Raw genomic sequence first — 19,778 nt, forward strand, 5'->3', positions numbered from 1 at the left:
GGGAACACCATTATCTGGAGCCGATGTTCACTTTCAGCCGGGCCTTTGGGTCCACCGAGGGAGCGTCGGGGTGTTCCAGCCAGCAGTGAACCTGATGAGATCCAGAGATCTCCGTCCTCTTCGGCATCTCCTCGTGACAAATCTGCATGGCATGAGGACAGCGGTCGGCAAAGGGGCATCCTTGGGGCGGATCCAACAAATCCGGCGGTGATCCGGGAATGGGGATCAAATCCTCTTCCCGTTTCTGGTCCAGTCTGGGCATGGAGCTCATCAATCCCCAAGTGTAGGGATGGCGGGAGCGGTAAAAAATATCTTCCGCGGTTCCGGTCTCCACCAGAAACCCTCCGTACATCACCGCCACCCGTCGGGCCATTTCCGCCACCACCCCCAGATCGTGAGTGATCAGAATAATAGCCGTCTCTGTCTTGTTTTGCAGTTCTTTCAACAAGTCCAGGATTTGTGCTTGAATGGTGACGTCCAAGGCTGTGGTCGGCTCATCGGCGATCAAAATCTTGGGATTGCAGGCCAGAGCGATAGCGATCATTGCACGTTGGCGCATCCCTCCACTGAATTGATGAGGATATTGATCCACCCGACTTTCCGGGTTGGGGATTCCCACCAGGCGAAGCATCTCCACCGCCCTTTCCCGGGCCTGGTCCTTTCCGTGGTTCTGATGCCACATCAACCCTTCCATGATCTGTTTACCCACAGTCATGGTCGGGTTGAGGGAGGTCATCGGGTCCTGAAAGATCATTCCGATCTCCGCTCCCCGAATCTTGAACATCTCCCGATCCGGTATTTGGGTCAAGTCTTTTCCTTCAAAGAGGAGCTCTCCTTGTTTGATCTTTCCCGGAGGAGAGGGGATCAACCGAATAATCGACTGAGCCGTCACACTTTTACCACTGCCCGATTCCCCCACAATGGCCAAGGTCTCCCCTTTCTCCAGCCGGAGATTCACCCCTCGCACTGCCTGGACTTCCCCGTTGTAGGTATTGAAAGATACATGAAGATCGTTGATTTCCAGTATGGTTTTCATCTGAGCTCACCTCACTTCCGCATTTTTGGATCCAGAGCATCCCGCAGCCCGTCGCCAAAGGCATTGAAGGCCAACAGGGTCAGACTGAGGAATAAAGCGGGGAAGAACAATCTCCACCATTCATCGGATAAAACTACCACCAGGGCATCATTGATCATCGTCCCCCAGCTGGCGATGGGAGCTTGAACCCCGAGTCCCAGAAAGCTGAGAAACGCCTCAGCAAAGATGGCATTGGGAACGGTAAAGGTGAGCATCACCAAGATCGGTCCCATCGTGTTGGGGATCAGATGCTTCATCATCAGCCTTTTGGTGGAAGCTCCCAGGGCTTTGGAAGCCAGCACGAATTCCTGTTCCTTCAATTGGAGGATCTGTCCGCGAACCAGACGGGCCATATTCAACCATCCGGTGACAGTCAAGGCGATGATAATCGTCAATAAGCCCGGCCCCATCACCACCAGCAGCAAAATCACGACCAGGAGATAGGGAAGGCCCCACAGCACATCGACGATCCGCATCATGATCTCGTCGGTGCGCCCCCCTTTGTAACCGGAAATACCGCCGTACAAAACACCAACCACCAGATCGATCAGAGCAGCCACGATCCCAATCGTGAGTGAAATCCTCGCTCCGTACCAAGTGCGGACAAACATATCCCGCCCCAAATCGTCGGTTCCAAACCAATGATCACCGGATGGTTCCAGGTTCTTGCCGCTTTTGAGATCAATTCCATAGTATTCATAGGGAAGCATGTAAGGTCCCACCAGGGCCATTACCACGAGCAACAGAATGACGATGAGGCCGCCCATGGCCAGCCAGTTTTTCTTTAAACGGATCCATGCATCCTTCCAATAAGAGACCCTGGGACGCCGAATCGCTTCCGCTTCTTTTGGCCTTCTTTCCACCCGTTGAAATTTTTCCACCGGAATCGCCACGGATTAACTGGCCTCCTTCCCACTCAATTTGATGCGGGGATCAATCCAGCCGTACAACAGATCCACCAGGAAGTTCATCAGAATCAAAAATGCCGAGTAAAAAATGGTAACCCCCATGATGACTGGATAATCCCGGTTCGTGATGCTCTCCACAAAATACTTGCCCAACCCCGGGATCGCAAAGATCTGCTCCACCACAAAACTCCCGGTCAGGATGGACGCCGTCAGTGGGCCCATGATGGTGACCACAGGAATGATCGCATTTCGCAAAGTATGACGGCTTATCACCCTGATTGGTGGGAGGCCTTTTGCCCGAGCCGTCCGGATGTAATCCTGACCGATCACTTCAAGCATACTGGACCTCATCAACCGTGTGACCAAAGCCAGGGGTGAAAAAGCCAGGACGATCGAAGGAAGGATGGTTTTTTCAAATTCTCCCCAACCCCAGACAGGCAACAGATTCCAATTCATTCCGAAATACTTCTGAAAAAGGGGAGCCAACACAAACGCAGGCACTGATAATCCGATCACCGCCAACACCATCAAAATATAGTCGGACATCCGGTTTTGGCGGGCTGCAGCGATCATGCCCATCACAATCCCCGCCACCAATGCGACCAGGATGGATTGAATTCCTAAATGAGCGGAAACGGGAAACCCCTCTTCCAAAATGTCATTAACGGTTCGGGTTGTGCTTTTAATCGAGATCCCCAGATCAAACATCGCAAGATTGCCCAAATACTGGACATACTGTACCGGTAACGGCTTGTCCAATCCGTATTTTGCCTTCAGGTTCTCCAATGTTTGCTTGGGCAACTTTTTCTCAGAAGTGAACGGATCCCCCGGAATCGAATGCATCAGGACAAATGTGAGCGAAGCAATCAGCCATAAGGAGACAAGCATCAATACCAGGCGTTTTCCCACATAACGAAACAACCTCTGCACCTCCCAACATCCATGGGACAAACCAAGTCACCCGCCTGAGGTGGGTGACTTGGCTCCCCGACAAAGTTCATTTTATTTCTCAGTCAGATAGGCCTCTTCGTAATAAACACTGCCATCGATCGCCCGGTACACGTTTTTCACATAATCTTTATCCATGTACACCCGGGTGTACCAATACAAAGGTGCCACCGGCATCTCATCCATCAAAATATCCTCAGCATCGTGCAGCGCCTTCATCCGCACCTTCTGATCCGCCGTTGATTTCGCTTTCTTGATCAGCTCATCATATTTCTTGTTGCTGAATTTGGTATCGTTGTTTCCGGAATCGGTCATATACACATCCATGAAGGTCATCGGATCGATGTAATCGGGCAACCATCCAAAGCGGGCAAAATCAAAATCACCGGCTGTCTTCCGCTCCAAAAAGACCTTCCACTCCACATTTCCCAGCTTGACATTCACATCCAGGTTTTCCTTCCACATCTGCTGCAAGGCCTCTGCGATCTTCTTGTGACCATCATCTGTGTTGTAAAGATAGGTCATCTCGGGCATCTTTTCCAGCCCTTCCTCTTTCAGCCCTTCTTCCAGCAGTTTTTTCGCTTCGTCGGCTTGAGCCGTCGGCTCTATATACTTGCCATGCACTTCGGCAAAGTCTTTCCCTGCGGCAAAGTCCGGCATCCCCCAAGGCACCCAGCCGTTGGCCGGCTCTTGCCCGCCCTCCAGCACATTCTCCACAATCTGCTTTCGATCGATCGCCAGGGAAAAAGCCTTACGTACTTTTTTGTTGTTGAAGGGTTTCTTTTTAGTGTTGAATTCCACTGTGTAAGTGGCGATTTGCGGGGCTCCCTTGGCTTCCCCGCTGTCCAACAGTTTCTTGGTCAGATCCGTGGGCACGATATTGGAGTTGGAGGAATCAACATCTCCCGTCTGGAACATCTGATAGCCGGTTTTTGGTTCCGCGATAAAGGGCAAGTTGATTTGGGTCAATTTCACCTTATCGGCGTCATAATACTTGTCGTTCTTCTCCAACACGATCTTGGCATCGTGCTTCCAACTCTTCACCTTAAAAGGACCGTTACATACATAACTGTCCGCTTCACTGGCCCAGTCCTTGTTTTTCTCGACCACTTTTTTCGGCACAGGCCTCAAGGAATAGAAGGTGGTCAAACTGAGAAAATAGGGGGTCGGCTGTTCCAGTTCCACTTCCAGAGTTTTGTCGTCCACCGCTTTAACTCCCACATCATCGGCTTTAGCCTTACCTTTGTTATATTTCTCCCCATTTTTCAAATAGAAAAGCTGATAAGCGTAGACCGCACCGTTTTTCGGGTCCAGCATCCGTTTCCATGCATATTCAAAATCCTCCGCGGTGACCGGATCTCCGTTGGACCACTGGGCATCACGGAGATGGAAGGTGATTTTGGTCATATCCTCGTTGGCATCCCACTTCTCAGCGATCCCGGGAATCGCTTCCCCATTTTTACCCATTTTAGTGAGACCCACCATCGTTTGAGCTAAAATATCCCCTGAAACACTGTCCTTCGCCTGCAGAGGATCCAACCCCGGCGGTTCGCTGGGGATATTGCCCAACGTGATTTCCTGCTTCTCCGCCAGTTCTCCTGTTCCGGCTTTGTCCGCGCTGTTCCCTCCCCCGCAAGCAGCCAAAACGACCATGCTGAGGATGGCCAGGAACGCAATCCCCCTGGAAATTCCTTTGCCCATTACTCATTCAACCCCCTTGAGATCAGTGTCCGGGTTCGAAATCGTCCCGTCTCCATCCGGACAAACCCATCCGATAGGACTTAACGATGATGACCCATTCCATCGGACGACTTCACCCCAACCTGTATAACTATATTCTGAGTTCATCGAAAAAATCCTTCCCAATCCTCCGATCTTTCCCCTATTGCGGATTATTCAAAAAATATAGAATGGAGAGCACCCGGAAGAGAAGATTCCCTTCCAGGTGGTTGAGACCGGGGGGATGTTTTTCAGAAATATTCATAAACCCGCTGTCGTCAACGCCGATCCCTTCACATCCAGACCAAAGACGGTATGAAGTTCCCGTACGGCCTTGCCAGCTTGTTCCCTGGGAATGACACAGGAAATTTTGATTTCCGAGGTGGACACCATCTTGATCCGGATACCGGAATCCGACATGGAGGTGAACATCTTGGCCGCCACTCCCGGATTGGTGACCATTCCGGCACCCACCGCGGAAACTTTGGCCAGCCCTGTTTCCGATAAGATCTTCAGGTGACCCAACTCTTCCCGGTGGCTTTCGATCACCTGGCCAGCCAGTTCCGATTCCTTCTCATGAACGCTGAAAGCCACGTCGATCCGCTCATCGTCATGTTCACTGGTCACGATCATATCCACATTGATTCGGGCATCCGCCAGCTTTTGAAACAGCCGGGTCAAAGTTTCCGTGCGGTTGGGAAGTCCCAACACTTTGATGCGTGCCACATCCAGGTCGTGGGCCACTCCCCTCACATTCAATTCTTCTTCCATGCTGTCCGCCTCCTTCACCCAGGTTCCTTCCTCCTCGACAAAACTGGACCGAACCACCAGTGGGACGCGGTGGGTCATCGCACATTCGACAGATCGGGGGTGCAGTACCCCGGCCCCCAGATTGGCCAGTTCCAACATTTCCTCAAAACTGATTTCGGAAAGCTTCCCCGCCTTGGGTGCAATCCGTGGATCCGCCGTAAACACACCTGTCACATCTGTATAGATCTCGCATCGGTCCGCCTTGAGTGCGGCCGCCAATGCAACTGCCGTGGTATCGGACCCGCCCCGGCCCAAGGTGGTGATCTCCCCTTCCTCCGAAACCCCCTGGAAACCGGCCACGATCACAATTTCCCCCCGATCCAAACTTTTCAGGATATTGGTTGTATCGATCTGTTCAATCCTTGCACTCCCGTGAACTTCATCGGTGCGAATCCCCGCTTGCCAACCGGTCATCGGGCAGGCTTGAACCCCCAATTCCAACAGAGCCATGGACAAGAGAGAGATACTGACCTGCTCCCCGGTCGTCAACAGAACATCCATCTCCCGCTGCGGCGGGTCGACACTGATCTCTTTCGCCAAGGCGACCAACTGATCGGTGGTCTTTCCCATGGCAGAGACCGTTACCACCACCTGGTCGCCCTTCGCCCGGGTACGGGCGATCCGTTCCCCCACCTTTTTGATCCGTTCCACACTTCCGACGGATGTTCCGCCAAACTTTTGAACCACAAGTCCCATGTCGGTTTGTGCTCTCCTCTCCTCATATCATCATATACGGCCCTGCCGAAACTGAAAAAGGCGACAGCAGGCAGTTCCAGCTGTCGCCTCAACGGACGAAAACAGCCTCGATCGCTCCCAGTGATACAGTGCTCCACGTCTCCCTCGACAGGGGTCGTGACAGTCCCGCCTTTTTTCAAGAACGGGCCCAGTTCCCAAGCCCCGCGGCGGGCCGGAAACTTCGGCGAATCTCCCTTTCCCCGCCGATCCACGGCAACCGCAGCCTCCCAACGGGTACTGATGACGATCCGCTCCTCTAGTTCACACCGAACGTGAGGATTACAACTATTCAATTTCCGGCGAGTGGGCAAAGATCCGGGTTCCCCCCGCCCGTCATCTGGTTGTATAGATCCTACCACAGAGACTCCTTCTCCACAAGCGGAGATTTCAGCCTGTTTCCGCGTGTACACCTGTGACAGTGGACGGATGGGAGTGCTCAATTCCCCTGAGGAAAAAAAGGGATCTGAGAGTGACCGAAATGAATATTAGAGGATGATCAGTCAGTGCGGGTGGATTCAGCCGTATTTTTTCAACAGGGATTGCAATCGGACAGCAAGGGACAGATCCCCTTTCACCTTCAGCTTTCCCGTCATGAACGCAGTGGTGGGATTCAATTTGCCTGCGGTCAATCTCGCAAAGTTCGCCTCCGACATGGTCAGAATGCAGTCGGCATCAAACTCTTCCCCTGCCCGGTATTCCGCGGATCCCCCCGCCAGTCTGACCTGATGTACCCCTGAGCCTTCGATGTCAAATTGGTAGACGGCATCAATCCCCTGGATTCCCCCCGGTTCCCGGTTCATTTTGTCTGTGAGTTGAGTGATGGCCTCTTGGATGGACATGCTGGAACCCCCCGAGAATGAATACTCATTCATATTTGGATCGGAATCATTTTATTATGGGGAACATCCTTTGTCAATGACGCCTCGTCCCAACATACATAAAACGTTAACTTGGCTTTCCTTCATCCGGGCAGTATAATACCAAGTAGGAAAAACGTCACTTCCACCCTTATCCAAGGTGATCAGATATTCACCGGTCCACGGACCGGAGCCAAAGGAGTGATCCTCGTGAGCACCATTGGAGTTCCCGGATTGATCCTGATCGTTCTGGCCGCCCTTCTTCTGTTCGGTCCCAGCAAACTGCCTGAATTGGGACGGGCCGCCGGTCGCACCCTGAAGGAATTCAAAGACAGCGTCTCCGGAATAACTGAGGAGAAAAAAGATGCTTCGGATCCGCCCCGGGAAACCGATCGAAAGTCATGACATACAGCCTCCGGCCAGCCGGGGGCTGTTATGCGATTTCTTCTTCCTGTCATCCACCGTCCTGAATTTCCTTTTCCATGGCGATGGCCCGGTAATAGTCTTCCGGTCGGTTCATGTTGAAGAAGATTTTATCAGGAAATTCACCGGATACATAACGGGTTTTCGCCCTCTTCAGAAAATCGGTAACCCGGCGGCCACCCCCCTTCAAAAACACTTCCAACTGCCTTCGGCATCGACGACTGTACACTCCGAACAAGGGATGAGCTCGGTTCCCGGCTACAGGAACGACCACATCCCAGGTTCCAGAGCCCGCCAGGGCCAGAAGTTGTTGGGCCACCTCCCCCGAGACAAAGGGAAGGTCGCAAGCCGTGACCAGATTCCACTCACAGGGGGAGGTTTCCAGACAAGCATGAATTCCTGCCAGAGGACCCCCTTCTAAAAGTTGATCTGGAACCACTGGGACCTCCAGTCCCGGAAATTTTTCCGGTTGGTTGCTGCTGACCATGATGGCCCACTTCCCCCGAAGGGACAGGCGGCGGATCACCCGTCTCACCATTATCTCTCCCGCCAGCGGAAGGAGCGCCTTATCCCGACCCATGCGACGGGATTGTCCCCCCGCCAGGATGATCAATCCCGCAAACTGCACCCCATCAGCCATTTTTCTCCCGGGGGTGGGCGCTCTTCCGACGTAGATGGTCCAGGATTTCCTGGGCCAATTTATCGCCAATCCCCGCCTTCCGGTACTCCTCCACACTCGCTTGTCGCATCCGCTCCAGGGAACCGAAGTGCTTGTAGAGTTTCTGTTTTCGTTTCTTCCCCACCCCGGGGATCTCGTCCAGGAGAGATCGGGTCATGGTTTTACCCCGGGTCTGGCGATGGAAAGTGATCGCAAACCGGTGCACTTCCTCCTGAATCCGCTGTAACAGATAAAACTCCCGGCTCCCACGGCGTAGCTCCACCTCTGACGGAGGATCGCCAAAGAGAAGGCGGGCGGTTTTATGACGTTCATCCTTGACCAAGCCGGCGACGGGAATAAACAAACCCAGCTCATTTTCCAGGATATCGATCGCCGCTGACATCTGGCCACGCCCCCCGTCCACCAGCACCAGATCCGGCAAAGGAAGGTTCTCTTTGAGAACCCGGGTGTAGCGCCTGCGGATCACTTCCCGCATCGTTTCGTAATCATCCGGACCCTCAACTGAACGGATCTTGAATTTCCGGTACTCCTTCTTATCGGGGGCTCCATCGGTGAACACCACCATGGCCGAGACGGGATCAGTCCCCTGAATATTGGAGTTGTCAAACGCCTCGATCCGTCGGGGAGAGCCGATCCCCATCACTTCTCCCAATCTGTGAATCGCTTCCACTGTCCTGCCCTGATCCCGTTCAAGAAGCTTAAAGCGTTCTTCCAGTGCAATCCGCGCGTTTTCATTGGCCATCTCCACCAAACGCTTTTTCATCCCCCGCTGAGGAATGTGAACATGAACCCCTGTCAACCAATCTCCCAACAATCCGGCATCCACCGCCTCCGGAAGATTGATCTCTTTGGGCAATACCGGTTTTTCATGATAAAACTGGGTGACGTAGGAGAGGAAATCCTCTCTCTCCTCCCCGTAGTAGGGGAAAATGGCAACATCCCGTTCAATCAGCTTTCCCTGTCGGACAAAGAAGATCTGAACGCACATCATTCCCTTGTCCGCCGCATATCCAAACACATCCCTGTCCAGATTGTCTTTCATGATGATATTTTGTTTCACCATCACTGCCTCGATGTGTTGGATCAGGTCACGCAGTTCCCGGGCCCGTTCAAAGTTCAACTCCTCCGCCGCCAGATGCATCTTCCGTTCCAGATCCCTTTGGACCTCCTGAAAACCACCGTTGAGGAAGCGACTGATCTCCCTGACCATCTCCTCATATTGGGACGGGTCCACATCAAACTCACAGGGGGCCAGGCACTGTCCCAGGTGGTAGTAGAGACAGACCCGTTTAGGGAGTGTCCGGCATTTTCTCAACGGGTAAAGTTTATCCAACAGCTTCTTGGTTTGTTGGGCTGCCTGTGCATTAGGGTAGGGACCAAAATAACGGGATCCGTCCTTTTTCACCTTCCGGGTCACTTCCAACCGGGGATGGGTTTCCCGGGTCAGGCGAATGTAAGGATAAGACTTGTCGTCCTTCATCAAAACGTTGTAATGGGGACGGTGCTGCTTGATCAAAACTGCTTCCAAAATCAGTGCTTCGGTAGCACTTTCTGTCACGATATATTCAAAATCCTCGATTTCTGAAACCAGGAGTTGGGTTTTCCCGTCATGACTTCCTGTAAAATAAGAACGAACCCGATTTTTAAGGCTCTTCGCTTTCCCGATATAAATAATTTCATCCCGAAGGTTTTTCATCAGATAACAGCCGGGCTTCTCCGGAAGGAGAGAGAGCTTTTCACGGATTTTTTTCTTCATCGTGCTTTACCTCCCAACGCTCATCTTACCACACCTCCCATATAAAACCGATGTGAAAGGATAGAACCACCACGATGGCAAATCCCGTTTAACAGGAGTGAAAGCCCATTTTGGATCAGTTGCTTCTTGTCCAAACAGTCACAGTGAAGATAAGATGGTTTTATGTCAAATTTGTCTGAGGAGGGATTGGTTTGATTGAGTCGTTCCGGTTGCTGAATCAACACGGTGCGAAACTCTGGCTGGGATCCCTGCTTACAGCGATCACTGTATTCGTCTTGCTGGCAGTCCCGCAATTATTTTTGGGAATCATGCTCAGCTCTGAGCTCCTCTCCCTGCAGGATCTTCTCAAAAATATAATCACTTCCCCCGGGTCCGCCGGGGAGGCAGTAGCCGACCTCGGTGTGGAGATTTTAAAAAATGGTGGTTGGATCCTGGGTTACGCACTAGGGAGCCTCCTGTTGACATGGCTGGCTGCCGCATTTTGCACTGCCTCCCTCACCGGTGCGGTTCGGGAGGCTGCGTTGGAAGACCGAGTACCCTTGAGCTGTTTTTTCTCCTACGGTTTTCGTTACCTGTTTCGAATCATCGGCCTGGAAATTTTGTTGGCACTCATCTTGTTCGTCTTTGCCGCCGGATGGGGGGCACTCTACCCCTTGCTCCATGATCAGACCCTTCTGCTGATCGCCTGGATCATCGTGGGACTCCTCCTGGGATTGCTGCTGGTCTCATCGGCGATCCACTCCGTGGTAATCTTGTTTGCGGAAGGAACGGGAATCTTCCGATCTTTTGGATATGGGTTTCGTGTCGGACTGTTTCAGGCACGCACTTCCCTCGCCTCCCTGCTCGGATCAATTGTTGTTGGAGCTCTGGCCTGGATCGTCATCTTGCTGGTGGCCGCCTTTCCCTGGCTGGTCCTGCATTTCTTCGAGGACAGCACTATCGCCGACATCGTCGGAATCGCTTTGGGACCTGTCGTGATCGCAATGTTGGGGGTGTTTCCAATCATCCTTTCCTTGGGGGTCTTTTTCCGTCGCTATCTTCTGTACATCCAGGACAGACTCTTTCCGGAAGACCGTATGGAGCCGATCATGATCAATTCATTCGATCATGAAGAAGAAAAGAAGCGGCTGCCAACCGGGTAAAATACACAGCACGGGGGAAACCCTGTGCTGTGCAACTTTCCGAAGAGTTTTCTGAAACCTTGGGCCTCCCCGATCGTATATCATAGAGAGGAGGAGAGGAGATACTTGCAGATATAGGAGAGATTGTACATGGGAACGTTTTTTAGCTTACTCCGTAGACACGGACTGAAAATGTGGGGAATCAACCTGCTTGGCTCCCTGATCATGATGGCCGCCATATTTGTGATGGAAATCATCTTTTATTTCATAGGTGTGGTCGCTTTGCTGGCCTCTGTGGGAATCGGCGTTTCCGTCGTCGGTGCGGACAACCTGGACCAGGCCTTCTCCTCCGCCTCGGTGGGAGTGATCTTGCTGGTGGTTCTGTTTTTTATTTTAATCTACCTGCTCACTTTTTTGATTCAATCCTTTCATTCCGCCGGGAGCATCGGATTGGCCACAGAGGCGGTGTTGGACGACAGTACCTCCCTGAACAGCTATTTCCGCTTTGCCACACGCTATCTGTGGAAGATGTTTCTGCTAAGTATTTTGTTATTGTTGGTCAGTCTGCCAATTCTGATTCCGTGGGGCATCGTCGATCTCGGGATGAGTTATGCCAGTGAGATCGACAGCACTCTCCTTTTCTTTTTGTGTGGTGCCATTTGGCTCCTCCTGTTGGTGGCCATGATCCTTTTCGGCAGCTTTCTGCTTTATTCTCCGTATATCATGATCTCTGAAAACATGAGGCCTTGGCAATCGATTCGCCATTCGATCCGAGCGGCACGAAAATCCTATGGAAAAGCTTTCGGTACCCTGCTGATCCTGCTCGCCGCGGTCGCCCCTTTTATTATCGTTTATGGATTGCTCGCAGGGGCCTCACTCTTACCTATCATCCTGGCTCCGGACAATGCGGGAGTTGGCACCATTTTAGGCCTGCTGTTGCTGGGTCTGGTATTTTTCCTGACCTTCCCTTTGGTTCAGGTGATCAGCAATCTGATCATCTCCCTTCGTTACAAACAACACTTGCGCAAATGGGTGATCCCGGAAGAGCCGGAACCTGCACCAACAGAACCATACAAGCAGGAGGTTCCGATGAGTGATCAGGACCCGTACAACTATCGGGAGGAACCACTTTCCCAGCCGCATGAGCCGGACCCCTTCCTCCCTCCTGAGGAACACCAGCAAGACCGTGATTACTCACGGAATTCCGCCGATCCGAATGATCCCTGGGATCCTTACCATCGCTGAAATGACACGAATGAACAAAAGCCTGCACCCAGTCGGGAGTGCAGGCTTTTTCTTGTTACTTCAGAGATGGGGGTTGACCCATTCCAACAATTGTGCTTTCGGTTGGAAACCGGTCAATTTATCCACCATTTGTCCATCTTTGAAGACCATCAGGGTCGGGATGCTCATCACGCCGAATTTACCGGCGGTATCCGGGTTTTCATCCACATTGAGCTTTGCGATGGTGAGCTTGTCGCCCACTTCCTGATCTATTTCCTCCAGGACCGGCGCAATCATTTTGCAAGGGCCGCACCAAGGTGCCCAGAAATCCACCAGAACGGTTCCAGACGCCACTTCGTTATTGAAGGTTTGATCCGTTACGTCTTTGATCGCCATCATACTTCCTCCTTCAAATGATCCTTCTGGTTCACTTCACACAGTATACCACTTGGGACAAGAAAGTTTCAATCTCTTTCGGGTATCGAAGTACCCATAGAAGGGATACCCGGTATATGTATGATCTAAACCTGAAAATAGGCGACGAAATTTTCCGCCGCCCGAAATTCTTCAACCCTCAGCCAAAACCTTCTTGAACTCTTCCGTCAACATCGGCACCACTTCAAACAGATCACCGACAATCCCGTAATCCGCCACACTGAAGATATTGGCTTCCGGGTCTTTATTGATGGCAACAATCACCTTGGAATTGGACATTCCCGCCAAGTGTTGGATAGCTCCGGAAATTCCACAGGCGATGTACAGGTCCGGGGTGACCACTTTCCCTGTCTGACCGATCTGAAGGGCATAATCACAGTAGTCGGCGTCACAAGCTCCCCGGGAAGCACCAACAGCCCCTCCCAACAGATCTGCCAGTTCTTGCAACGGTTTGAATCCTTCCGCGCTCTTGACACCCCGACCTCCGGAGACAACAACGCGGGCTTCAGACAGGTCGACACCTTCAGAAGCTTTTCGGACCACATCTTTGATCAGTGTCCGCAAGGAGTCCGGAGCAATTTGGACATCCAGTTCTTCCACTTCTGCGGAACGACCTGTGTCCGCCTCCAATGCCGGGATATTGTTGGGGCGCAAAGTGGCAAAGACAATCCCGTCACGAAATGCTTTTTTGACAAAGGCTTTTCCCGCATAGATGGGCCGGGTGAGAAGAATCTTTCCGTCCTTGAGCTCCACATCAGTGCAGTCTGACACTAACCCCAGGTTGAGGCGGGCGGCGATTCGCGGGCTCACATCCCGACCGATCGCAGTGTGACCCGTAAAAATCACATCGGGCTCCACTTTTTCAATCACTTGCTTAAAGGCCTGAAAATAGGCATCGGTGGTGTAGGTGTCCAGCTGTTCATTCGGGACCAGCAGCACACGGTCCGCACCGTGATGGGCCAGTTTCTCCACCAGATCTTTCCCCTTGCTTCCGAAAACGGCAGCTGTCACCGTCCCGCCGTCCGCCACTTTTATCGCCGCAGCCAAGCTTTCCAAAGAAACATTTCTCAGTTCACCCTCGCGAACATCCGCCAGTACGAGTACGTTTTTGCTCATCGGTTCCATTTCCCCCTCTTCCCTCAGATAACCTTGGCTTCGTTACGCAACAGATGGACCAGTTCCTTCACTTGGTCTTCCAGTTCCCCATCCAATATTTTGCCCGCTTCCTTTTCCGGAGGCAGGAAGATTTCCAAGGTTTCCGTTTTACCTTCCAGCTCGTCCTCATCCACATCCAGATCATCAAGATCCATGCGTTCCAGCGGCTTTTTCTTGGCTTTCATAATTCCGGGCAGAGAGGGATAACGGGGATCATTCAACCCTTGCTGTGCCGTAACCAGGATCGGAAGCTTGGACTGAATGTATTCCGTGTCACCTTCCACATCCTTCTCCACCTCCACCGTCTCCCCATCCACAGTCAGCTTGGTGATCGTGGAGATATGGGGGATCCCCAACAATTCGGCCAGTCGGGGGCCCACTTGGGCGGATCCGTCATCCACTGCCATGTATCCGCTCAGGATGATATCATAATCGAGATCTTCGATCACGGCTGCCAACACCCGGGCAATGGAGTATTCGTCGGCGGATTCCAGATCTTCATCGTCCACGATGATCCCCTTGTCCGCACCCATGGCCATGGCCGTGCGCAGGGCTTGTTCTGCCCGCTCCGGTCCGACAGTGATCACAGTCACTTCGCCACCATGTTCATCACGAAGACGAATCGCTTCTTCCACGGCATACTCATCGTAGGGGTTGATGACAAACTCCACCCCGTCTTCACTGATTTGTCCGTCTTCAATTACAATTCTCTCTTCAGTGTCGAAGGTTTGTTTCAAGCATACCAGAATGTTCATTCACTGTTCCTCCTTCGCCATTCCAGTCTCAGTGCAGACGAATCGCACCCTTGGCGGGAGACCCGCCGTTTTCAAGAGCCGATCCCTTGCAAAAATAATTGATGAAGCGGATCCACCTGATCCATCAAATCGTATTTAAAGTCGTCCATGATCCAAGAAGAAACCGTTTCATCAATAGTTCCGAAAATCATCTTGCGGGCAATCCGGATATCGAAGTCTTTCCGAAACAGCCCATGTTCCACCCCGGATTGCAACACCCGGTCGATCACTGCCAGATATCGCTTGAGAATCAATCCAATCTCCTTGCGGACTACCGGATTGGACTGGCGCAGTTCGATCTGGGTGACGATGGCAAGCTTCTTGTCACTCCCGAGGTATGAAAAATGGAGGTAAATCAACTGCCGCAATTGGTCAACCGGAGATGGAACTTTTGATAGAGCTTGTTCCATGTCCGAGATAAAAGCCCCCATTTTCTCATTAAAAAGGGAGATGAGGACATCGTCTTTATTATCAAAATACAGATAGATCGTCCCGTCTGCCACCTTGGCCTCACGGGCAATTTTGGACACCTGTGCCTGATGATAGCCGAATTCGGCGATCACACGCACGGCGGCCTCGATAATCGCTTCATATTTTTCTCCGGTACGCTTCGCCATCTGTGTTTTCCTTTCCCTGATTTCCCCCAATGAATGACCATTCATTCAATATTGAGTATATGCCAACTTCCCCAACTCTGTCAACTTTCCCATCCAAAATGCCAACCTAGAGTGAAAGCGCAACCAATGATATTATAGCAGTTCTCCCCAGGTGACAAAAGAAAAAGAACCCAGTGAAGAAACGGAGTTGGGAAGAGGGGGATCAGCCTATTTTTCCCCCTGTTCTTCCATAGAAGCTTTTCTTTTCTCCTCTTCCACCAATTCCCGTCGCAAAACCTTACCCACGGTGGTTTTCGGCAATCGATCACGAAACTCATACAGACGCGGTACCTTGTAACTGGCCAATTTGCTCCTACAATAGGTATCCAAATCCTGTTCGGTCACCTTTTCATCCGGCCTCAACACGATAAACGCCTTGACCGTCTCCCCCCGATAGGGATCCGGAACCCCGATGACGGCGGCTTCTTGCACTGCCGGATGGTCATAAAGAACCTCCTCCACTTCCCGCGGGTAAATATTGAAGCCGCCGGCGATAATCATATCCTTCTGACGGTCCATGATGTAAAAATAGCCATCCTCATCCATCATGGCGATATCTCCTGTGTTGAGCCAACCATCACGCAACACGTTTTCCGTTTCCTCTTTCCGGTTCCAATATCCTTTCATCACTTGGGGACCTTTCACCTGAAGCACCCCTGCGACCCCGGCCTCCAATTCTTCTCCGGTCTCCGGATCAACCACACGACACTCCGTATCCGGCCAGGGAAGACCGATGCTTCCGTTTTTTCGCTTGTCCCAGATCGGGTTGGCGTGAGTCACCGGGGAACACTCTGTCAACCCGTACCCTTCCACCAGTCGTCCTCCGGTTAACTTTTCAAATCTTTCCTGCACCGCCAGAGGCAAGGGAGCCGATCCGCTGATGCAAGCTTTGATGGAGGAGAGATCGTATTTGGCGATCTCGGGATGATTGATCAGGCCCACATACATCGTCGGGGCACCCGGGAAGAAAGAAGGGCGCTCTTTGTGGATCACTTTCAGTGCATCCTTCACATGAAAACGGGGAACCAACACCATAGTGGCCGCCATGTAGATGGAAAAATTCATCACCACAGTCATCCCGTAAACATGAAAGAAAGGTACCAGTCCCAGGACTTTCTCCTTTCCCCGCTCTCCTTTGTACATCCAGTGGCTGCATTGGACCACGTTGACCACGATGTTGCGATGAGTCAGCATGGCACCTTTGGCCAGACCTGTGGTACCACCGGTGTATTGAAGCAAGGCCACCTCATCCATGGAAGCGATTTCAATTTCGACTGGGTCCGGGAGTGCCTTTTTCATGATTACCGGAAAGGCAAAAACCCCGTCCCCATACGGGATTTGAGGCTTGATTCCATCCATCTTCAATTTCAGTGGATACAGCCGATTCTTGGGAAAGGGAAGGTAATCTTTGATACTGGTGACGATCACCCTTTTCAGCGGTGTCCGCGGTTTCACTTTTTCCAGCTGTTGATAAACCAAGTCAAGACAGATAATTGTCTCCGCCCCGGAATCGACCAACAGATGCTCCAATTCCCGCTCTTTGTACATCGGATTGGTCTGAACCACCACACCGCCGATCATCAATACCGCATAATAAGAAATGACCGCTTGGGGAGAATTGGCCAGCATGATGGAAACCCGCTCCCCTTTTTTCACACCCAACTCTTTCAGGGCCCGGGCCATCCGGTGAACATCATCCATCAGTTCCCGGTATGTGATCCGCTTTCCCATAAAATAGATCGCTTCCCGTTCGGGGTATTCCTCGGCAGATTTCTTCAGAAAATTGGGCAAGGGTTGATCCGGATACTCCAGTGATTGGGGTACCGCCTCCGGATAATCTTTGTACCAGAGCCTTTCTTTGACTGTCATGGGTCCATCTCCTCCTCAATCTCTGAATGAACAATCATTCATAGCCGGACCAAAGAAAAATGAATACAAACCTTACTTTATCTCTTTTTCTCATTTTAACGAACTTTCCTCGTCTTTGAAAGCGTGTTATGAAAAATCGATACTTGTTTTTTTGCTCATCCACTATGAAAAAAGGGGATCAACAGGAAGCGTACATAGTTTTTATTTCTTGATTACGGAAAGAAAGTCAGAGCAGTGACTTGGGGTGGAATCGGTACGGCTTATCTGGATTGGAGATATCCCGATAACGGAAGATTTTTACACATTCCTTCACCACTATTAACCATCCGGGATATTATCCATTTTTGTAATTTGAAGGTGAAACTGAGGAGAATGCGGGGAAAGTGTGCTGAACGTCTGGAGCGTGCCAGATAATTCAAACGGCCGGGGACACCCGGCCATCATTCTCAGTCAATCTTTTCTTTCATCAACCGGACGACCTCCCCTTCTTTCGCATGCCGTCCTGTCTCTTTTTTGGAATAGATCTTCTCTCCATCGACGGTCACCTCAAAAATCCCGCCGCTGGAAGGGATTAAGGTCAAATCGGCGATCCGGTGACGAAACTCGGTGAACAGTTCTTCTGCCACACGGGCAGCATAAGGGGCATAATTTCAAGCCATGCAAAATCGGATGGAGACATGGTGATTCCCGTGCAAGATCATCCCTCCCACAGTATTTGTCCCTTCCCATTATATCCCCGAAACAGCTACTATGAAACGGGGCGGACGTCGGAAGGGCAACGACTTTCATTGAAAATCACTTCTTCTGCTACAATGATTAGAAGCTGTGATTTAGTGTGTTCTTGAACGGTCGGGATTGGGTTTCACATGACCTTTTTGTTGTTCTGAACTGCCAAAATCACTCCATGTGAAACCCAACCTTCGAGGATGAGCCGGTCGGGATTGGGTTTCACATTTCGTTTTCGTTGTTCTTACGATCCAAAATCACTCCATGTGAAACCCAACCCTCCCTGTGAATGACTTTATCACAACGCTTTTAGATGTGATTCTGACTTTGCGAACTTGAGGAGGAAAAGATTCTGTGAACCGACTTCCCGAAGATTATCAGAAACAGATGCGGGAACTGCTGAAAGAAGAGTACCCGAGCTTTATCCGGACCTATGACAACCCGCCTCACCGGGGGCTTCGGATCAACACATTGAAACTGTCTGTGTCAGAAGGGAGGCAGCGCCTCCCCTTCCATCTGGAGCCTATCCCCTGGTGCAATACAGGTTTTTTCTATGACCATGACCGGGACCGACCCGGCAAGCATGTCTATCATGCCGCCGGGCTCTACTATATTCAGGACCCCAGTGCCATGGCCCCGGTGGAGGCACTCCAGCCCCGACCCGGGGAAAAAATACTCGACCTGTGTGCCGCCCCCGGGGGCAAAACGACCCAGATTGCCGCTCACATGAAGGGAGAAGGCGTTTTGGTCGCCAATGAGATCAGCAGGGAACGACGCAAAGCCCTGGTGGAAAATCTGGAACGGTGCGGAGTGCCCCACGCCCTCATCCTGGGGGAGGATCCCCGTCATCTCTCCACCCGCTTCACCGGCTGGTTTGACCGGATTCTGATCGATGCCCCCTGCTCCGGGGAAGGCATGTTCCGAAAGGACCCGGACACACGGGAACGCTGGAGCTACCGTTCCACAAGGGCGGCCGCCGATCTGCAATTCTCCATTCTGGAAGCGGCGGCACCGATGCTCCGTCCCGGCGGCCGACTGGTCTATTCCACTTGCACTTTCAATCCCCGGGAAAACGAGGGGGTGCTTCAGCGTTTTCTCGATCAACATCCCCATTTCACGCCAGAGCATGTTCCCCAGGCCGTCCACTACCAGCCCGCCCGGCCCGATTGGATCGATGCTTCTCCCTCCCTGGCCAAAGGAGCCCGACTTTGGCCCCACCACTTGAGAGGAGAGGGACATTTTGTAGCGGTACTGGAGAAAAGGGACGGGAAAGAAGGAATCTGCAAAAAACCGGGAAAACTGCCTCCTGTACATGGCGATGCCAAAAGAGTTTTCAATGATTTCCTGCAGGAGACCCTGATTGAAGACAGATTCCCCGGTCCCTTCACTTTGTTCGGTGACCATCTTTATCAAGTCCATGCGGACCTGCCCTCTCTTCAGGGCCTGGTCGTGGAACGGCCAGGACTTCACCTGGGACAGGCCAAGCGGAAACACTTTGCCCCTTCCCATGCCCTCGCCTCGGCCTTGACATCCGAATCTGTCCGGCGAAGCGTCTCTTTTTCACCGGAGGAGGATCACCTGAATCAATACCTGCGCGGGGAGACTATCCCCATTGACAAGGATAAAGGATGGACTCTGATCACAGTTGACGGATTTCCCCTCGGTTGGGGAAAAGTCTCCGGCGGTTGGCTGAAAAACCACTATCCCAAATGGCTGCGCCGGAATCTCATTTGACAGTGGAACTCCGAATGTCCCGTCAGGAAGGGAATCGGGCGTAAAGGGTATGGGTCAACCATCCAGCCTCATATACTCTTGCAAAAGATTCCGCGGGGGGTGCTTCGATGATTTTCGGATTGAGAGATCCTCAATCGACCCGATTCCCCTTTTA

The 19,778-nt window shown here is 51.9% G+C and carries 17 protein-coding genes, 2 pseudogenes and 1 riboswitch; of the genes and pseudogenes, 4 read left to right on the forward strand and 15 right to left on the reverse strand.

Annotated features, from left to right (window positions below; genetic code table 11):
- Window positions 1-10: 10 nt before the first annotated feature.
- The 6 genes from IEV46_RS06325 to IEV46_RS06350 form a co-directional block, all read right to left on the reverse strand.
- Window positions 11-1,036, reverse strand: coding sequence for an ABC transporter ATP-binding protein (locus IEV46_RS06325; protein ID WP_188431050.1), 1,026 nt, complete (start codon window positions 1,034-1,036; stop codon window positions 11-13).
- A gap of 11 nt (window positions 1,037-1,047) precedes the next feature.
- Window positions 1,048-1,968 carry an ABC transporter permease gene (locus IEV46_RS06330; protein ID WP_188431052.1) on the reverse strand — a complete coding sequence of 307 codons (921 nt, stop codon included), beginning with the start codon at window positions 1,966-1,968 and terminating at the stop codon, window positions 1,048-1,050.
- A 3-nt stretch (window positions 1,969-1,971) separates the two neighbouring features.
- On the reverse strand, window positions 1,972-2,904 hold the full coding sequence (locus IEV46_RS06335) for an ABC transporter permease (protein WP_188431054.1): 933 nt from the start codon (window positions 2,902-2,904) through the stop codon (window positions 1,972-1,974).
- Between the two features lie 81 nt (window positions 2,905-2,985).
- Window positions 2,986-4,632: a peptide ABC transporter substrate-binding protein gene (locus IEV46_RS06340; RefSeq protein ID WP_188431057.1), complete on the reverse strand. Its 1,647-nt coding sequence runs from the start codon at window positions 4,630-4,632 to the stop codon at window positions 2,986-2,988.
- 279 nt (window positions 4,633-4,911) lie between these two features.
- Window positions 4,912-6,156, reverse strand: coding sequence for an aspartate kinase (locus IEV46_RS06345; protein WP_188431059.1), 1,245 nt, complete (start codon window positions 6,154-6,156; stop codon window positions 4,912-4,914).
- Between the two features lie 118 nt (window positions 6,157-6,274).
- Window positions 6,275-6,462, reverse strand: a riboswitch (Lysine riboswitch).
- Between the two features lie 248 nt (window positions 6,463-6,710).
- A complete protein-coding gene (locus IEV46_RS06350) occupies window positions 6,711-7,034 on the reverse strand; it encodes an SCP2 sterol-binding domain-containing protein (RefSeq protein WP_188431061.1) in 324 nt (107 codons plus the stop codon).
- Between the two features lie 228 nt (window positions 7,035-7,262).
- Here IEV46_RS06350 and tatA point away from each other — a divergent pair, with 228 nt between their 5' ends.
- Window positions 7,263-7,457: a twin-arginine translocase TatA/TatE family subunit gene (gene tatA, locus IEV46_RS06355; RefSeq protein ID WP_308420281.1), complete on the forward strand. Its 195-nt coding sequence runs from the start codon at window positions 7,263-7,265 to the stop codon at window positions 7,455-7,457.
- A 49-nt stretch (window positions 7,458-7,506) separates the two neighbouring features.
- Here tatA and mobA read toward each other — a convergent pair whose 3' ends face one another.
- Together mobA and uvrC are read right to left on the reverse strand one after the other, a co-directional pair.
- A complete protein-coding gene (mobA, locus tag IEV46_RS06360; protein WP_188431063.1) occupies window positions 7,507-8,115 on the reverse strand; it encodes a molybdenum cofactor guanylyltransferase in 609 nt (202 codons plus the stop codon).
- Window positions 8,108-9,910 (reverse strand): excinuclease ABC subunit UvrC, encoded by a 1,803-nt coding sequence (uvrC, locus tag IEV46_RS06365; protein ID WP_188431065.1) that lies wholly within the window; start codon window positions 9,908-9,910, stop codon window positions 8,108-8,110. The genes mobA and uvrC overlap by 8 nt, the downstream gene beginning before the upstream one ends.
- Window positions 9,911-10,101: 191 nt before the next feature.
- On the opposite strand from uvrC, the gene IEV46_RS06370 reads away from it, so the two are divergent.
- A complete protein-coding gene (locus IEV46_RS06370) occupies window positions 10,102-11,052 on the forward strand; it encodes a hypothetical protein (protein ID WP_188431067.1) in 951 nt (316 codons plus the stop codon).
- Window positions 11,053-11,181: 129 nt separating this feature from the next.
- Window positions 11,182-12,276: a hypothetical protein gene (locus IEV46_RS06375; protein ID WP_188431069.1), complete on the forward strand. Its 1,095-nt coding sequence runs from the start codon at window positions 11,182-11,184 to the stop codon at window positions 12,274-12,276.
- A 60-nt stretch (window positions 12,277-12,336) separates the two neighbouring features.
- Here IEV46_RS06375 and trxA read toward each other — a convergent pair whose 3' ends face one another.
- The 7 genes and pseudogenes from trxA to IEV46_RS18020 all read right to left on the reverse strand — a co-directional run bounded on the left by trxA (window position 12,337) and on the right by IEV46_RS18020 (window position 18,167).
- The gene (gene trxA, locus IEV46_RS06380; RefSeq protein ID WP_188431071.1) at window positions 12,337-12,651 is read right to left on the reverse strand and encodes a thioredoxin; all 315 of its coding nucleotides are present in this window, start codon (window positions 12,649-12,651) and stop codon (window positions 12,337-12,339) included.
- 171 nt (window positions 12,652-12,822) lie between these two features.
- Window positions 12,823-13,806, reverse strand: coding sequence for an electron transfer flavoprotein subunit alpha/FixB family protein (locus IEV46_RS06385; RefSeq protein ID WP_188431073.1), 984 nt, complete (start codon window positions 13,804-13,806; stop codon window positions 12,823-12,825).
- 23 nt (window positions 13,807-13,829) lie between these two features.
- Window positions 13,830-14,600 carry an electron transfer flavoprotein subunit beta/FixA family protein gene (locus IEV46_RS06390; RefSeq protein ID WP_188431075.1) on the reverse strand — a complete coding sequence of 257 codons (771 nt, stop codon included), beginning with the start codon at window positions 14,598-14,600 and terminating at the stop codon, window positions 13,830-13,832.
- 71 nt (window positions 14,601-14,671) lie between these two features.
- The gene (gene fadR / locus IEV46_RS06395; RefSeq protein WP_188431077.1) at window positions 14,672-15,256 is read right to left on the reverse strand and encodes a fatty acid metabolism transcriptional regulator FadR; all 585 of its coding nucleotides are present in this window, start codon (window positions 15,254-15,256) and stop codon (window positions 14,672-14,674) included.
- Window positions 15,257-15,463: 207 nt separating this feature from the next.
- Window positions 15,464-17,164: a long-chain-fatty-acid--CoA ligase gene (locus IEV46_RS06400; protein WP_188431079.1), complete on the reverse strand. Its 1,701-nt coding sequence runs from the start codon at window positions 17,162-17,164 to the stop codon at window positions 15,464-15,466.
- 446 nt (window positions 17,165-17,610) lie between these two features.
- Window positions 17,611-17,814 (reverse strand): annotated as a pseudogene (locus IEV46_RS06405) (SelT/SelW/SelH family protein); the annotation flags it as partial.
- A gap of 212 nt (window positions 17,815-18,026) precedes the next feature.
- Window positions 18,027-18,167 (reverse strand): annotated as a pseudogene (locus IEV46_RS18020) (heat-shock protein HtpX).
- Between the two features lie 77 nt (window positions 18,168-18,244).
- Here IEV46_RS18020 and IEV46_RS06410 point away from each other — a divergent pair.
- A complete protein-coding gene (locus tag IEV46_RS06410; protein WP_188431081.1) occupies window positions 18,245-19,624 on the forward strand; it encodes an RsmF rRNA methyltransferase first C-terminal domain-containing protein in 1,380 nt (459 codons plus the stop codon).
- The last annotated feature ends 154 nt before the right edge of the window (window positions 19,625-19,778 follow it).

Origin of the sequence: Kroppenstedtia guangzhouensis (genome assembly GCF_014637345.1) — a bacterium.
GTDB classification, from domain to species: domain Bacteria; phylum Bacillota; class Bacilli; order Thermoactinomycetales; family DSM-45169; genus Kroppenstedtia; species Kroppenstedtia guangzhouensis.

Bases quoted from the DNA above. Each gene is read 5' to 3' on its own strand.
- trxA (WP_188431071.1), bottom strand. From the start codon at position 12,651: ATGGCGATCAAAGACGTAACGGATCAAACCTTCAATAACGAAGTGGCG.
- IEV46_RS06375 (WP_188431069.1), top strand. From the start codon at position 11,182: ATGGGAACGTTTTTTAGCTTACTCCGTAGACACGGACTGAAAATGTGG.
- IEV46_RS06385 (WP_188431073.1), bottom strand. From the start codon at position 13,806: ATGAGCAAAAACGTACTCGTACTGGCGGATGTTCGCGAGGGTGAACTG.
- uvrC (WP_188431065.1), bottom strand. From the start codon at position 9,910: ATGAAGAAAAAAATCCGTGAAAAGCTCTCTCTCCTTCCGGAGAAGCCC.
- IEV46_RS06340 (WP_188431057.1), bottom strand. From the start codon at position 4,632: ATGGGCAAAGGAATTTCCAGGGGGATTGCGTTCCTGGCCATCCTCAGC.
- IEV46_RS06345 (WP_188431059.1), bottom strand. From the start codon at position 6,156: ATGGGACTTGTGGTTCAAAAGTTTGGCGGAACATCCGTCGGAAGTGTG.
- IEV46_RS06400 (WP_188431079.1), bottom strand. From the start codon at position 17,164: ATGACAGTCAAAGAAAGGCTCTGGTACAAAGATTATCCGGAGGCGGTA.
- fadR (WP_188431077.1), bottom strand. From the start codon at position 15,256: ATGGCGAAGCGTACCGGAGAAAAATATGAAGCGATTATCGAGGCCGCC.
- mobA (WP_188431063.1), bottom strand. From the start codon at position 8,115: ATGGCTGATGGGGTGCAGTTTGCGGGATTGATCATCCTGGCGGGGGGA.
- IEV46_RS06350 (WP_188431061.1), bottom strand. From the start codon at position 7,034: ATGTCCATCCAAGAGGCCATCACTCAACTCACAGACAAAATGAACCGG.
- IEV46_RS06325 (WP_188431050.1), bottom strand. From the start codon at position 1,036: ATGAAAACCATACTGGAAATCAACGATCTTCATGTATCTTTCAATACC.
- IEV46_RS06390 (WP_188431075.1), bottom strand. From the start codon at position 14,600: ATGAACATTCTGGTATGCTTGAAACAAACCTTCGACACTGAAGAGAGA.